This is a genomic window from Enterococcus sp. BWT-B8 (assembly GCF_020567625.1).
GTDB lineage: Bacteria > Bacillota > Bacilli > Lactobacillales > Enterococcaceae > Enterococcus_L.
Genome location: NZ_JAJDJV010000001.1, coordinates 763,602 through 778,388, shown reverse-complemented (window position 1 = coordinate 778,388; position 14,787 = coordinate 763,602). Strand labels below are relative to the sequence as shown.

Here is a 14,787-nt window from a genome sequence, read left to right as displayed (position 1 = left end):
GTTAAAAAGAACCCTCATTAACAGAATCAATGCATGAAAAACAAGCAGCTAGGTAGGTGCCCACCTAACTGCTTGGCTTTATTCTCTTGTATTTCTTTCACCAACACTAGTTGACAATGAGCCTATATATTTTCTTCCTTTGCCAGCAGAGTTATCCAGAGGCTTTTTGGCTAATCGAAAATATGAAGATGATGACTCGAAAAAATGTACCATTGTGAAAAATTGAGTACTACCGTTCCATATCTAATTTGAAGCTGACGAGGAAGGATGGATAAATAGATATCCTAACAGATAGAAGACTAAATGAGGAACAGCTTGAAAAGCAGGCAAAGGATAGGATTTATTTTTTGAATGGTGAGAGTGAAAAGTAATTCTGATTATCTTTTTTTCAAATAATAGTTGACATTGATGGGAAAATTCTGTAAGCTATTTTTTATAAGGTTTAATTGACAGAAAATTCAGTAAATAAAGGATGTTGATTGTAATGAAGAAAACCACATACAAACAAACCTTTTTATTATTATTAGCTGAGGACTCCGCTATCTGATTGCAACGATTTTTGATCAGAATGGAAGAGTCCTGTTTCGCATTTGCATGAACGGGATGATACGCATCCCAGACATGGGATGCTTTTTTTATTGGCAGATGAAGAAAATACTGAGAAGTCTCTAAATGAAGAAAATGATTTACTGAAAATGCTGTATAAAAGGAAGTGAACTGAGAATATAGAGTGACGAGACAACAACGTATGGATAATAGTCATAATTTTCTGAATACTCAAACGAATAAAAAATGAAGGGAGTAAGAATAATGAGAAACATTCAGTTTTTTGATACAACACTGAGGGACGGAGAACAGACGCCGGGTGTAAATTTCAATACAAAAGAAAAGGTGCAAATCGCCAGACAATTGGAAAAATGGGGGATAGATACCATTGAAGCCGGTTTTCCAATTGCATCAGTTGGAGACTTTGAAGCAGTTCAGGCTATTGCTCAGGCAGCAACCCGAATGACGGTTGCAGGATTGGCACGCTGTCAGAAAAAAGATATTGATCGGGCACATGAAGCGTTGAAAAATGCTGTTCATCCACAAATACATGTATTTCTGGCAACCAGTCCGGTGCACATGGAATACAAGCTGAAAATGACGCCGGAGGAAGTGATTGCATCCATCAAAGAGCATGTTGCCTATGCCAGATCAAAATTTGAAAAAGTACAGTTCTCTCCGGAGGATGCTTCACGGACGGAAAAACCATTTCTGTTGAAAGCTGTTCAAACAGCGATTGATGCAGGGGCAACGATCATTAATATACCAGATACCGTGGGCTATTCAAACCCGACTGAGTATGGAGCATTGTTCAAATTTTTGATTGAAAATATTCAAAGCGATCAGGAAATCATTTTTTCTTCTCATTGTCATGACGACTTGGGAATGGCAACAGCCAATGCGCTGGCAGCGATTGAAAACGGAGCACTGAGAGTTGAAGGAACTGTAAATGGAATCGGAGAGAGGGCAGGAAATACAGCGCTGGAAGAGGTGGCACTGGCTCTTTACATCCGCAAAGACTTTTATCAGGCAGGAAGCAATATTGTGTTAAATGAAACCAAACGGACCAGTGATTTGGTTAGTCGACTGTCAGGGGTGGCAGTGCCAAGAAATAAAGCCATTATTGGAGCGAATGCCTATGCTCACGAGTCAGGAATTCATCAGGACGGTGTACTGAAAAATCCGGATACGTATGAAATTATTACACCATCACTGGTCGGTGTAACCAATAACTCTCTTCCTCTAGGCAAGCTGTCTGGTCGTCATGCCTTCTCCACTAAAATGCAAGAGCTGGGCTATCAGCTGGAAGAAGAGGAATTGAAGACTGCTTTTAAACGTTTCAAAGCTTTGGCTGACAAGAAAAAGCAGGTGACGGATGAAGATTTGATTGCATTGATGATCGGGCAGACACAAGAAACAGAAGAGGTTTGTCATCTAGAGCGTGTCCAGCTGCAATATGTTTCTGACGGTAGTCAGGGAGCGATCGTCTCCATGAAAAATAATGAAGGCGACACAAAAACAGAATCAGCAATCGGCTCTGGAAGTATTCAGGCAATTTACAACTCCATTGACAAAATTATGGAGCAGACGCCGGAATTAAAGCAGTATTCCATCAAAGCCATTACCGGCGGAGAAGATGCACAGGCTGAGGTGTATGTGACTGTTCAGGATACAGAAAGCAAACGACAGTTTAACGGAACAGGGATAGACTTTGATGTTCTTCAAGCATCCGCAAAAGCCTATGTACAGGCAAGTGAACGATTCAAAAAAGAAATGGAGCAGAGATAATGACGAAAAAAATCATTGCATTGCCGGGTGACGGTATCGGAAAAGAAATTATGGACAGCGCACTGAAAATTTTATCAGAGGTAATGATTCAGGATGAACTGGCTTTCGATATTCAGGAATTTCCATTTGGTGGAGCCGGAATTGATAAAGAAGGTGATCCGTTGCCGGAAGAAACGCTGATTGCCTGTGAAGGGGCCGATGCTATTTTACTTGGAGCAATTGGCGGACCGAAATGGGATAATGCCCCTAAGCGTCCAGAACAGGGACTGTTGGGTCTTCGTAAAGCGTTGGGACTGTTCGCTAATATTCGACCGATCAGCGTGCCTGATGCAGTCGTTCACTTATCTCCATTGAAAGAGGAAAATGTTAAAGGGGTTGACTTCATTGTTGTCCGTGAGCTGACAGGAGGAATCTATTTTGGAGAAAAGAAACTTGAAGAAGATCAGGCCTCTGATCTGTGTATCTATACGAAAAAGGAAATGCAACGAATCATTCGCAAAGCATTTGAAATCGCTCGAACGCGAAATAAGAAAGTAACCTCAGTGGACAAAGCCAATGTGCTGGCAACAAGCAAGCTTTGGCGCAAAACGGCTGAAGAAGTGGCAAAGGAATTTCCGGATTGTACATTGGAACATCAGCTGGTGGACTCAGCGGCGATGGTGATGATTACTAAACCCAAGGACTTTGACGTACTTGTTACAGAAAATCTGTTTGGCGATATCCTAAGCGATGAAGCTTCCGTAATTCCTGGTTCTCTGGGCATGATGCCAAGTGCCAGCCATAGTGAAAGCGGGCCGTCTCTTTATGAACCGATCCACGGCTCGGCACCGGATATTGCTGGGCAGAATATTGCGAATCCGATGTCAATGATTTTGTCGGCTGCTATGATGTTTCGACAATCATTTGGTATGGAGGATACAGCGAAGAAAATAGAAGCAGCCTGCGACAAGGTAATGAATGCAGGCGTTTTGACACGGGACTTGGGCGGCAGCGCCGGGACGCAGGAATTTACAGATGCAGTAATTAATGAATTGAAGAGAGGCGAATAAGATGGGTAAAACATTGTTTGATAAGCTTTGGGAACGCCATGTGGTAACTGGAAATGACGGGGAGCCTCAGCTGTTGTATGTGGATCTGCATTTGATTCATGAAGTAACATCTCCTCAGGCGTTTGAAGGCTTGAGAGAAGCTGGACGCAAAGTGCGTCGTCCGGAAAAAACATTTGGTACGATGGATCATAATGTACCGACGAAGGATATTTTTAATATTACTGATCTGGTTGCTAAAAAACAGATTGAAGCGTTGAAGAAAAACTGTGAGGAATTTGGCGTTACACTTTGTGATAATGGGAGTGATCGTCAGGGAATCGTTCATATGGTCGGACCGGAAACAGGCTTGACTCAGCCGGGCAAAATTATTGTCTGCGGAGATTCTCATACAGCGACGCACGGAGCATTTGGTGCACTGGCCTTTGGGATTGGAACCAGTGAAGTGGAGCATGTGTTTGCTACACAATCAATCTGGCAAAGAAAACCGAAAAGCATGGGTGTAAAAATCAGCGGGAAGCTGGAAAAAGGCGTGTATGCAAAAGATATTATTCTGGCACTGATCGCAAAATACGGTGTGGACTTTGGTGTCGGTCATGCTGTAGAATTTTACGGAGATACAATTGAAAGTCTAACCATGGAAGAGCGCATGACAATCTGCAACATGGCAATCGAAGGCGGAGCAAAAATGGGCATGATGGCGCCGGATGAAAAGACATATGAATATGTTCACGGAAGAGAATACGCGCCAAAGGATATGGAATCGGCAATTGCTGACTGGAAAACACTGCCAAGCGATCCAGATGCGGTTTATGATGCCAATCTAGAGCTGAACGCAGGCGAGCTGGTTCCTTTTGTCACGTGGGGAACCAATCCTGAAATGGGGATTCCGGTAACCGGTACTTTCCCTGAAATCAAAGACATGAACGATGAACGTGCCTACAACTATATGGATTTGCAGCCGGGACAACGCCCATCTGATATTGAAGTGGGCTACGTCTTTATTGGGTCATGTACCAACGGCCGCCTGTCAGACCTTGAAGAAGCGGCAAATGTTGTTCGCGGGAAGAAAATAAAAGACGGTATAACAGCTATCGTCGTTCCAGGCTCAAGACCGGTACGGAAAGCAGCAGAAAAAATCGGACTAGATAAAGTCTTTAAAGAGGCTGGATTTGAATGGCGGGAGCCGGGCTGCTCTATGTGTCTGGGTATGAATCCTGACCAGGTACCGGCAGGCGTTCACTGTGCGTCAACGTCCAACCGAAACTTTGAAGGACGTCAGGGGAAGGGCGCAAGAACGCATCTTTGCAGTCCGGCAATGGCTGCTGCCGCTGCCCTAAACGGTACATTTATTGATATCAGAGAGGAGCTGGGTGCATAATGGAGGCATTTACACAGCATACAGGAACAACCGTACCATTGATGAATGACAATATTGATACCGATCAGATCATTCCAAAATCATTTCTGAAACGAATTGAAAAAACAGGCTTTGGTGAATTCCTGTTTGACGAATGGCGCTATCTGCCTGACCGCACGCCAAACCCTGACTTCATTCTGAATGAGCCTCAATACGAGGGAGCAGAGTTCCTGATCTCCGGAGACAACTTCGGTTCAGGCTCATCTAGAGAACATGCGGCGTGGGCACTGGCAGACTACGGCTTCCGGGCAATCATCGCCGGCAGCTTCAGTGATATCTTCTACATGAACGCAACAAAGAACGGCCTGCTGCCGATCGTACTGCCGCTGGAAGCACGCCAAAAGCTGGCGGCGCTGCCGGCAGATACCAGCATCACCGTTGATCTGCCCAACCAGCAGGTCATTGCCAATGACGAAGCCTACAGCTTCGACATTGACAGCACATGGAAACATAAACTGGTCAACGGACTGGACGACATAGCCATTACCTTGGGACATGAAAAAGAGATAGAAGAGTATGAGAAGGGGATAGAGGGGTATTGGGGGTAAGGAGCATCCAAAGAAACAGATTCATAACTGAGTTATGGTCTGTTTTTTTGAAAATCTTTTTTGTTATGTATATTTTCAGTTTATCTGCAAACAAATTTAAAAAAAATTGTTTGCAGATAATAAGTATCTTATTATATAAAAGCTACCCATAGTGCTAATTAAAATAGTTTAAACATGCAAAAAAAGAAAGTTCTTGCTACACTAGCCTCAAATCGGCTAAGAAACAAGGTAAGAAAGTATGCAAGAACCTTCCAACTCTCATTTATAACTTTCGAAAATTTACTGCTTCGAGTATCACGGTTGTATAAAGAATATACTCCTGATACAGTCAAAAACCGAAAAAACAAACATTTAGCGAAACAATCGGATGTCGTTATTCTAACTTGTTATCTTTTTGGCGTTCTTCATTCATGTACAACGCTCATTGGCATTTATCGTTTAGCTTGCTCTATTTATGGAAACGAGCAAATCGTCTATCTAAACAAGGGATTACCTTGCTTGCGATTCCTAGAAAATCTATGAAAGAAGCGAATAAAATAGATTATTCTCCCTTCAAAAAACAAAGAAAAGCAATTGAAACCGTCTTTTCTTCTTTAGAAATCCTTGGAATAGAGGGGATTCACGCACATTGTATTCAACGTATTATGACAAGAGTACAACTAACGGTTCTGCTTTATAATCTTTTGTTGGCTGAAGCACATAAAGAAGATAGTGAAACATTAAAATTTTCAATTGGACTTGAGAAATTAAGTGCTTAATTAACTAGCACTATGGGTAAAAGCTGTTTTTGAAGAGGAGCTTGTCAATTAAGTGTTTGTTTTAGAGTTGGTTAATTGTAATAAGATTTTTTTACTTAAACATTAGAGCTGCTAAATACGAACAGGTGTGCTATAATAATGTAGCTAGAAAATAGAAAATAGAAAAGAGTGTGTTGCATGACAAAATCTGTAAGTTCTTCAATTGAAAACAAGCAAACTATTGCTGCGTTTTTCTCTGGTGTAGGAGGAATTGAGCTGGGTTTCAAAAATACTGGCAAGTTCAGAGTGGTATATGCAAATGAATTTGATAAGAATGCAGGTATTACTTATCGAGAAAACCATCCTGATACGCCGCTTGATGAACGAGATATTCATGATGTAACAAAAAAATTATCTGAAGTTCCAGATGCAAATTTGATTGTAGGAGGCTTTCCTTGTCAAGCTTTTTCAATAGCAGGGTATCGAAAAGGTTTTGAAGATGAGCGTGGAGATTTGTTTTTTGAGTTGCTCAAAGTTATTAATGCAAAAAAACCTAAGGCTATCTTTATTGAGAATGTAAAAAATATGGTGACTCATGACCAAGGAAATACGTTTAAAGTTATTCGCGAAGCTTTAGTTATGAGTAATTATTTTATTAAATGGAAAGTTTTGAATGGGAAAGATTATGGAAATGTTCCTCAAAATAGAGAGCGTATATATATTGTGGGATTTCAATCAAAGGAAGCATATGATGCTTTTTATTTTCCTGATAAAATTGATCTAACTAATAGTTTGGAAACAGTTATTAATTTTGGGTTAATTGTAGATGAACGTTATTACTATAATGAAGAAAAAACCCCTTTTTGGGATAAACTCCAATCTAACATCATCTCACAAGATACAATTTATCAATGGAGAAGACAATATGTTCGTGAAAATAAATCTGGAGTTGTTCCAACATTAACTGCTAATATGGGGACTGGGGGACATAATGTTCCTTTAATTTTAACAAATGATGGTCAGATACGAAAACTAACACCCAAAGAAACATTTAATGTGCAAGGTTTTCCAGCAAACTTTAGATTACCTGAAATATCTAATGGACAATTATATAAGCAGGCTGGTAATAGTGTTGTAGTTCCTGTAATAGAACGAATTGCTGAAAAAATAGATGAAGCTTTGAGAAAAGCAACTAATACACGTATTGATATAGCGCAAGGAAAATTTTCTGTTATGCATACTATTATGCATGGCCGATTCAGTGGACAATCTGAACTTGTTCAAAATGTGAATACTACAGATGAATTAGAGAAGTTTGAGAAGGAATATGGAATTCAGTTTATGAGTCACGAAGATTATATTCGTAATGTACAAAAAAATAGATATATGGATTTTTACAACTATGAATAAGTAATATTATTTCTAGAAAAATAAGAATTTTATTGATTTAAAACTAGCTTAACTATGATAGGCTAGTTTTTTTTTGCTATACTAGGAATATAGAAAAAAATAAGAGCAGGTGAATTATAGTATGTGGTTTGAATTAAATAAAACAAAAAAAGAAAAGTATAAAGATCTTATTACAAATTTTGCTAGCTTAAGTGAAGCATTTTCACAAAAAGCTGAAGGAGATGTTGATACTAAAATAGATGAATCAGTTGCTCCAATTGTAAATTCAAAGTTTCAAGAAACAGCTTTTCAACGATCTTTTGGAGCAATAGGGGAAGATATAGCAAATACAAGTTATGACGTTTCTTTAAAAATTGATGAAAATCATAAATATTTAGTTGGAATTAAATCGTTTGGCATACATTCTGGAGAACAAAAAATCGCTCAATTTAAAGCAAGCAGTGTTTCAGAAGGCTGGAGCATTATTTTAGCAAAAGCTAAAAGTAATGCTGAAAGGTTAAGTGATAAGAAATTAGCTGATAAAGAAAATGAACCGTTGTATAAAGAAGTTGCATTGAAAATTGCCAAGTTGCGCAATGAACGAATTGCTTCTTCAAAGGAGCTTATAAAGGGATTTGATACCTCTGATGAGGTATATATTAAATCAATCTACCATGTTCTTATGCCTTCAAAAAAGGGGGAAATAGCAGAGATACACGTTGGAGAAACTGACTATCTGCCAATTGATATCAATGCTATTAAAATTCTTGGGTCAACTACTTTAAGAAATCCAGTTAATTTTAAATTTACTGATGGACAGAATGTTTATAAATATGCTGATGCTGACTCACAATTATTTATGAACTTTCAAAATAGAGAAATTATTGTTGATACTTGGAGTGTTAACTATGTAGAAGATGCATTTTCTTTCTTTGAAAACCTGCATAAGCAGACTTTGGAAATACCAAATGAAAAGAAAATTGGAGAAACTGTTTCTTGGATGATTGCAAATGAGAACGGCGAGGTAGAAGAAAACTCTGGATATAACGGTTTTGATGGAGCTTCAAAACTACCCAAAACAGATAATTATCGTAAAAAACGCATATCCTCTTTTAAGAAAAAATATGAAAATGAATTGTCAAGATCAGATATGGGATTTATTATTTCTAAATTACAAACTATATTGCTAAAAGAATATCCTGCAAAGGACGATAAAAGAGAGATGAAACGTATTAGAGATAAGTTGCGTGATAGAGTCACTTCATTGAAAAATGAAGAAATTAAACAAGCAGTTTTTGCTATGGTATATCGACCAGTAAGTGAGATGTATATCCCAATTCCTGATTCTAGAAAATTTCATAACTCTCATCCAGATTTTTTTGGTAAAAGTATAGGAACCTTCAAGAGTAATTCTAGTAAGCTTGCGTTAAACAAAAATGAACGAATATTTGACTTAGAATTTTTACCAAGTGAAAATAGGATTGTTGCATACATCAATCAAGATAATGGTAAAAGTATTCAGTCAATAGGCCAACAAGATATTTTAGGAGAATGGATTTTACGAGGAGTATTTCAATTAAAAGAATATGAACCATTAACAGGGCAAAGACTGGATGAGTTGGGAATAAATGCTATTCGCTTAATCAAGTATGATGATAATGATAAAAAAATTGGATTAGAGTTTATATGGATTGATGTTGAAAATCCCCCTGAAGATGCTATTGGCTGGGTAAGTCGAAAAAAGAAGAGTTAAATTACAAAGATTTATTCTCTATTTTTTAATATAGAAAAATAATTGTTGGAAATAAAAAAATGAAGGTGGATTATTATGATCGAAACTAAAAAGTATAGATCACAAATGATGTCTAGAATTAGATCTACTGGAGGTAAGGCAGAGACTCTTTTGGCAAAAAGCTTATGGCATGAAGGGATTAGGTATTTTAGGAATTATAAAAAATTACCTGGAAAGCCAGATATTGCTATTACAAAACATAAAATTGCTATATTTGTTGATGGGGAATTCTGGCATGGTTATGACTGGGAAAATCAAAAAATAAAAAGAATACACACCAATCGGGAGTATTGGATTCCTAAAATTGAAAAAAATATTGAACGAGATAAAAAAGTAAATCAAGAATTAAAAAGCTTAGGATGGACAGTAATACGATTTTGGGAAAAGCATGATGTTTGGAAAGATTTAGATGGATGTATCGAAAAAATCAAAGCTGAAATTACTCAAAAATAGATGCATAGGTAATACATAATTCTATTTAAGATTAAATGGGAAAAAATAATTAATACAGGTATTTTCTGAACAGGAATTTTGATGAAGTAAGATACAAAAAGGAATCAAGAGAGAAAAATCAACAGAACTAAAAATCAAGGAGGAACAAGTTTATGATCAGACATATTGTCGCGTGGCATTTTAAGGATAATTTTACCGATGAGGAGAAGACAAGCCTTGGACAGAAGATAAAAGAAGAGCTGGAAGCATTGAAAAGTGTTATTCCAGGAATTGTTTCATTGGAGGTCATTACTGAGCTGTTGGATACAAGTACACATGATGTCGTTTTGTGCAGCTTGCATGAGGACGAGGAAGCGTTAAAAGCATATCAGACGCATCCGGAACATATTCGCGTAGGCGGTTTTATAAAATCGGTAACAGCGAATCGAGTTTGTGTTGATTTCAAACAAAAGAGTGTGGGACAATAATCAGATTTTTTTCTGACTATTGTCCCACACTCAAATAATAATAGTTATCTTTTTTATCTTGTAAGTTCTCTAGACCAATCTCATTACTGATAAGAAAATAACTATCGTAATCACAGTCAACTGCCAGCCATTCAGTTTCTTTGTTAAAAAAACTTTCTTTCCATAAAGCATTGTATAGCTGATATTCAGCAAGAGAACGGACCACCAGCTAAAGAGCCCGACGCCTACCTTGTTATCCATTTGAGAAAACACAACAGTAAGAATCAGAAAAAGCAATCCAGCCAGCATTAGTCCGAGGCTTAGAACTTTCTTTTGAAATGGAACATATATTTGAGGTGCTGGAGCTTCATGTCGTTCTGTTTTATTAATAGGTGTCTCTACAGTTCTGGATGTAGGTTCATTTGCAAATGCTGTATGTTTCGTCCTATCTTTTATTAAATAAGAGGTGTTGCAATAATTGCAAACGAAGGAATCACCTTTTTTTGTCAGCTCATTGCTGCCGCAAGCCTCACAGTATAATTTATCCATATCCATACCAACTTTTCATATTATTTGTTTCCTGGATAGTATACCCTTGGGAAAGTAGGAGAAGCAACTCATTTTTTTGTATGATAAATGAATGATTGCAAATATGAGCATTTTTTGGAGCTGTCAGATAAATGAATGGAGTAGAGCTAAACGCTGAAGCTGATCAAATGCAGAAAGTGTTTAGTGTTTGCCGTATTCAGTCATTTGTTGAGCTTCTTACCTGCAATCATTTGTCTGAGCTGTTCATTTTCTTGTTTGATATGCTGCTTGTAATCAGCATGAAAAATTTGAAAAAGCTGAGCGCAGGCGTGGTACTCCTGGATAATTTTTCGTTTATTTACTGGACTGCTTTGGTCGGAGAAAAACTGTTCGAGAACAGTTAAGGGTTCCTGCCAGGAAGTTAATCTTTCCATTGTTTCCTGCAGGGCAAGGAGATCATGATAGGGGATTGCTTTGATACAGTAGGGCTGATTTTTCATTTTGATTTTCCTTTCTTCTTTTTATATGATGAGATAGATTTTACGTTTTATTTTAGAAATTCGACAATTTTGTCAGATTCTGGCAGAAAAATGTATCATCGTGTAGAAATCTTTTGAAAAGTTCGGTACAATAAAAGAGCTGATGCTTTGCATTGGCAAAGGGCAACTTGTTTAGATGGTTACAGCCATTTATTCAGGGCTTTGTTGTTCGGTTGGCGCCGGATGACGAAGTGCCCTTTTTTATTTTTCATAGTTCTGGATATTAAATCAACAGGATAGAAAAAAAGACGATAACAGGAATGTCCTGATACCGTCTTCAACAGTCTGCAAATAAACCTGATTCTGCTTTAGTATGGGAATAGGAGAGCCGTGAATTCTAAGGATGGGAGAATTCCAAGCATACTAAGGAAAATAAGAATTATTTGGACTATTGGCGACTTGCATGGACAGTTACAGCTGTTTCTACAAGGCTTCATTAATCCGGTTGGCGCCGAATCAAGAAGTGCCAATTTTCTATATTTAATTGTTATTAATTTCTATCCTGCATCTTTAGTATAGGTGAAAGAATCGGCGGTTGCAAGGCGAACAAAAATTAAATAACAACGGAGTTTCGGTCCTTTTATATTATAAAGAAAAAATAACAAAAGAAAATTTATTCATTAATAAGGCCTTCGATTTTCAACGGAAAAATTGAATGAGACAGGAGAAATTTCTATAAGCTCTCTTGGATTAGTGGGGGTTAAAAGCAGCTGCTTTTTCAGACATGCCCTGATTCTCTTTGTTGGTTTCATTTGTATTTTTTCAGATTCTTTATAATAATCATAGAAAGATATGTTTTATAGTGAAATACGTCACAAATAATAAGATAAAGATAAACTAAGAGTTGATACGGACTGTAGAGGGATCAATCTTTAAAAATAAAATGCTGTCTTTTTGTTTTTTAGTAAGAAAAAGTGATCATAAGAAAGACAATTTTGTTATACTGTGAGTAGATGGAATAAAAATGGAGGAACGTAAATGTCAGCTAATGAAAAAATTTCTGCAGCTAATTATTTGACTGTAGACAATGTGGACAGATATCGAAAGATTATGAGCTTTTTCTATCAACGACATTTGCAGATGAATGGTTTATTATATCGGCTGGATATTCTGAAAATGATGCAAAATGAGTATGATTTATCTTATTCAAGTCAGGAAATAGATCAGGATCTTCAAAATCTGGTTGACTGGGGAAACATCACGAAGAGACAGGAATTGATTCGACCGAAATCAATTGAGGAATATCGCAATAAGCACTTTCGTTACCAAATTTCAGAAACAGGAATTCTCTTTGAAGAGCTTTTGGTAAAGGTAAGTAAACTGAAAGAAAGTACGCGGGGAGAGCTGGATAAAAATAGATTTGTGCAGTTATTGGATGCTTTAACAGAATTGAAGAATATCTCTGAAGGAGACGGGTTGGAACTTGCCAGAACATGGGAGAAGGTTCGGGAAATCTTTATGAAAATTCAGAAAGATACGTCTGATTACATCGGTTACATTAACAGTAACGAGATTGACAGTCAGATAAAAACAGAAAGTTTTTTGCTGTATAAAGACCAGTTTATCAACTATCTCAGAGAATTTATTATTAAACTCCAGGAGCTGTACTACAAATTAAGACATTCAATTGAAGCGATAGCACCGGAACTTCAAGCGGATATCCGCTTAAGTCTTTATGAAAAAGAAAAACGGACCCCTCATCTTGAAGCGATCGATGCTGAAGAAATTGCTGAACGCTTTAATGGTGAATTATTTGCGTTAACTACCTGGTTTTCCGGAACAAAGGAGCGTGAAAGTGAATATAATTCTTTAATGCGTCAGACAGAGCAGATGATTGCCAAAATGACGGGACTGATCCATTATTTTGGTCAGGAGCTGAAGCAGTATCGCAGTAGAAAAAAAGATTATCTGCAGTTGGCAAACTGGTTCGCAGCAGCGGAAACGTTAGATGAGGGGCATCAAATGTTTGCGGCAATTTTTGGTTTAAGCCATACACGACATATTTTTGTGCCGGAACCAAGTGAAGCTACAGGCAGCAAGGATGACAGCTGGCAGCTTTCACCAGCTGAATTAGTTCTTGGAAAGCGTGGAAGAGGAGGCGGTGGTGAAAGAAAAGCACGGTCGTTTAAATTAAAAAATAAAGAGCAGGAAAAACAGCTTGAAAATTATTTGACTGTTGAAAAAAAGAAAGAACAACGTGTAAGCAAATATTTTAAAAACGGAAAAATTATTTTCTCAGAACTAACTGATTTAGATAAAGACTCACGAAAAATTTTTTTAAAGTGGATTAGTCAGTCAATAGGGGATTCCCAGCACCTTGTTAATACAGAACTGGGCTTTCCGGTAAAAATAACAATTCATAATGACCGACGAATTAAGATATCCTCTGAAGATGGCGTCCTGGAAATGCCGGAAGTCATTATTGAAAAGGAGGGACAGTAATGGAGCCAGCAGAATACACCCGTGGATTACGTCTGCTTTTTGAAAATTTTTGGATCATTAAAAAAGATATGCCGGCAGAGTATATTTTTCTCAAGCGTCATCAAAAAGCACTTGAAAAGGAAATCTGGCAGCGGTTCGGATTATATCTTGTTGTTCGCCCTCAGTTTATCCAATTATTGAGACGGCCGCACACGCTGGCTTCATGGATGGGGCTTAGTGAATTTACTGATAAAATGGACTATGTTCTTTTTGCTTGTGCTATGGGATATATAGAAGAGCGTGAGCCGGGAACACCTTTTATGTTGAATGAATTGATACAGGAAATCGACCATTTGCTGCCGGAGAACTTATTCGTTGATTGGACTAACTATCAGCATCGGAAAAGCTTGGTTAGAGTATTAAAAAAGATATTGGATTTGAAAGTAATCGAAGATATTCAAGGAACTGCAGATGAGTTTGAAACAAATGTTGACAGCCGGGAAGTGTTGTATATTACGACATCTCAAAGTAGATACTTTTTAGGCAAATCACCAGCCTCTTATCGGGACTATGACACCTTCTCTGCTTTTTGGAAAGACGTTAATCAGTCAAAAGGAATCGAGAAAAATCAGGAGCTGTATCAACGCTTGATGATGGAGCCGGTTATTTTGCGAACGAAGGAAAATGAAGAGCTCTTTATTCGCTTAAGAAATTATAGAAAGTATTTTATGGATTTTGCCGATCAGCAAACTATTTTTCAATTTGAACTGACAAAGGATATGGCCTTGTTCACGACAGAGCAGCGGGATGGTATGGAAGAAGTATTTCCCAGTCGAAAAGTGATTGATGAGCTGCTGATTCAGTTGGCAACAATTTTTCAGAAAAAAGAAAAGTCTGTTGATGAGTATGGGCTGGTACGGCTATCTAGAGGAGAGTGGCTGGAGCTGGTCAAGGAGTCGCGAAAAAAATACTTGAATTACTGGTCAAAGGAATTTGAAGAAATGTCTCTTGAGCTTCTTGCAGAAAAATTACTGATACGGGCTGAAGAATGGCAGTATGTCATTGAACGAAATGATTCTGTAGTAATCACACCGCTCTTTTCAAGAATAGCAGCAGTAATGGAGGAGAATTGAA

Annotated in this window: 12 protein-coding genes and 1 pseudogene; 12 read left to right on the top strand and 1 reads right to left on the bottom strand. The window is 37.9% G+C overall.

All coding sequences use genetic code 11. The features are described from left to right. The first annotated feature begins 810 nt into the window (after positions 1–810). The 9 genes and pseudogenes from LI951_RS03435 to LI951_RS03395 all read left to right on the top strand — a co-directional run bounded on the left by LI951_RS03435 (position 811) and on the right by LI951_RS03395 (position 10,186). Positions 811–2,334, top strand: a complete 1,524-nt coding sequence (locus tag LI951_RS03435) for a 2-isopropylmalate synthase (RefSeq protein WP_229441267.1) — start codon at positions 811–813, stop codon at positions 2,332–2,334. Further along, positions 2,334–3,383 carry a 3-isopropylmalate dehydrogenase gene (leuB, locus tag LI951_RS03430; protein ID WP_229441266.1) on the top strand — a complete coding sequence of 350 codons (1,050 nt, stop codon included), beginning with the start codon at positions 2,334–2,336 and terminating at the stop codon, positions 3,381–3,383. The genes LI951_RS03435 and leuB overlap by 1 nt, the downstream gene beginning before the upstream one ends. 1 nt (position 3,384) lies before the next feature. Further along, complete coding sequence (gene leuC / locus LI951_RS03425) at positions 3,385–4,761, top strand: 3-isopropylmalate dehydratase large subunit (protein WP_229441265.1); 1,377 nt, start codon at positions 3,385–3,387, stop codon at positions 4,759–4,761. After that, positions 4,761–5,348: a 3-isopropylmalate dehydratase small subunit gene (gene leuD, locus LI951_RS03420; RefSeq protein ID WP_229441264.1), complete on the top strand. Its 588-nt coding sequence runs from the start codon at positions 4,761–4,763 to the stop codon at positions 5,346–5,348. The genes leuC and leuD overlap by 1 nt, the downstream gene beginning before the upstream one ends. A gap of 264 nt (positions 5,349–5,612) precedes the next feature. Next, positions 5,613–6,106: pseudogene (locus tag LI951_RS03415) on the top strand (hypothetical protein). A 177-nt stretch (positions 6,107–6,283) separates the two neighbouring features. Next, complete coding sequence (locus tag LI951_RS03410; RefSeq protein WP_229441263.1) at positions 6,284–7,495, top strand: DNA cytosine methyltransferase; 1,212 nt, start codon at positions 6,284–6,286, stop codon at positions 7,493–7,495. Positions 7,496–7,616: 121 nt separating this feature from the next. After that, positions 7,617–9,227, top strand: coding sequence for a hypothetical protein (locus LI951_RS03405; protein WP_229441262.1), 1,611 nt, complete (start codon positions 7,617–7,619; stop codon positions 9,225–9,227). 75 nt (positions 9,228–9,302) lie between these two features. Continuing rightward, on the top strand, positions 9,303–9,719 hold the full coding sequence (locus tag LI951_RS03400) for a very short patch repair endonuclease (RefSeq protein ID WP_229441261.1): 417 nt from the start codon (positions 9,303–9,305) through the stop codon (positions 9,717–9,719). A 152-nt stretch (positions 9,720–9,871) separates the two neighbouring features. Then, positions 9,872–10,186 (top strand): Dabb family protein, encoded by a 315-nt coding sequence (locus LI951_RS03395; protein WP_202068162.1) that lies wholly within the window; start codon positions 9,872–9,874, stop codon positions 10,184–10,186. A gap of 69 nt (positions 10,187–10,255) precedes the next feature. Here LI951_RS03395 and LI951_RS03390 read toward each other — a convergent pair whose 3' ends face one another. Continuing rightward, a complete protein-coding gene (locus LI951_RS03390; RefSeq protein WP_202068163.1) occupies positions 10,256–10,714 on the bottom strand; it encodes a hypothetical protein in 459 nt (152 codons plus the stop codon). A 131-nt stretch (positions 10,715–10,845) separates the two neighbouring features. Here LI951_RS03390 and LI951_RS03385 point away from each other — a divergent pair, with 131 nt between their 5' ends. The 3 genes from LI951_RS03385 to LI951_RS03375 all read left to right on the top strand — a co-directional run bounded on the left by LI951_RS03385 (position 10,846) and on the right by LI951_RS03375 (position 14,786). Beyond that, complete coding sequence (locus LI951_RS03385; RefSeq protein ID WP_202068164.1) at positions 10,846–11,097, top strand: hypothetical protein; 252 nt, start codon at positions 10,846–10,848, stop codon at positions 11,095–11,097. Positions 11,098–12,210: 1,113 nt separating this feature from the next. Then, entirely contained in the window at positions 12,211–13,674 is a 1,464-nt protein-coding gene (locus tag LI951_RS03380) for a TIGR02677 family protein (protein WP_229441260.1), read from the top strand. Beyond that, complete coding sequence (locus LI951_RS03375; RefSeq protein ID WP_229441259.1) at positions 13,674–14,786, top strand: TIGR02678 family protein; 1,113 nt, start codon at positions 13,674–13,676, stop codon at positions 14,784–14,786. The genes LI951_RS03380 and LI951_RS03375 overlap by 1 nt, the downstream gene beginning before the upstream one ends. Position 14,787 lies beyond the last annotated feature (1 nt).

What these genes read in the sequence shown, in the direction of transcription:
- LI951_RS03435 (WP_229441267.1), top strand. Translation starts at nt 811, where the DNA reads ATGAGAAACATTCAGTTTTTTGATACAACACTGAGGGACGGAGAACAG.
- leuB (WP_229441266.1), top strand. Translation starts at nt 2,334, where the DNA reads ATGACGAAAAAAATCATTGCATTGCCGGGTGACGGTATCGGAAAAGAA.
- leuC (WP_229441265.1), top strand. Translation starts at nt 3,385, where the DNA reads ATGGGTAAAACATTGTTTGATAAGCTTTGGGAACGCCATGTGGTAACT.
- leuD (WP_229441264.1), top strand. Translation starts at nt 4,761, where the DNA reads ATGGAGGCATTTACACAGCATACAGGAACAACCGTACCATTGATGAAT.
- LI951_RS03410 (WP_229441263.1), top strand. Translation starts at nt 6,284, where the DNA reads ATGACAAAATCTGTAAGTTCTTCAATTGAAAACAAGCAAACTATTGCT.
- LI951_RS03405 (WP_229441262.1), top strand. Translation starts at nt 7,617, where the DNA reads ATGTGGTTTGAATTAAATAAAACAAAAAAAGAAAAGTATAAAGATCTT.
- LI951_RS03400 (WP_229441261.1), top strand. Translation starts at nt 9,303, where the DNA reads ATGATCGAAACTAAAAAGTATAGATCACAAATGATGTCTAGAATTAGA.
- LI951_RS03395 (WP_202068162.1), top strand. Translation starts at nt 9,872, where the DNA reads ATGATCAGACATATTGTCGCGTGGCATTTTAAGGATAATTTTACCGAT.
- LI951_RS03390 (WP_202068163.1), bottom strand. Translation starts at nt 10,714, where the DNA reads ATGGATAAATTATACTGTGAGGCTTGCGGCAGCAATGAGCTGACAAAA.
- LI951_RS03385 (WP_202068164.1), top strand. Translation starts at nt 10,846, where the DNA reads ATGAATGGAGTAGAGCTAAACGCTGAAGCTGATCAAATGCAGAAAGTG.
- LI951_RS03380 (WP_229441260.1), top strand. Translation starts at nt 12,211, where the DNA reads ATGTCAGCTAATGAAAAAATTTCTGCAGCTAATTATTTGACTGTAGAC.
- LI951_RS03375 (WP_229441259.1), top strand. Translation starts at nt 13,674, where the DNA reads ATGGAGCCAGCAGAATACACCCGTGGATTACGTCTGCTTTTTGAAAAT.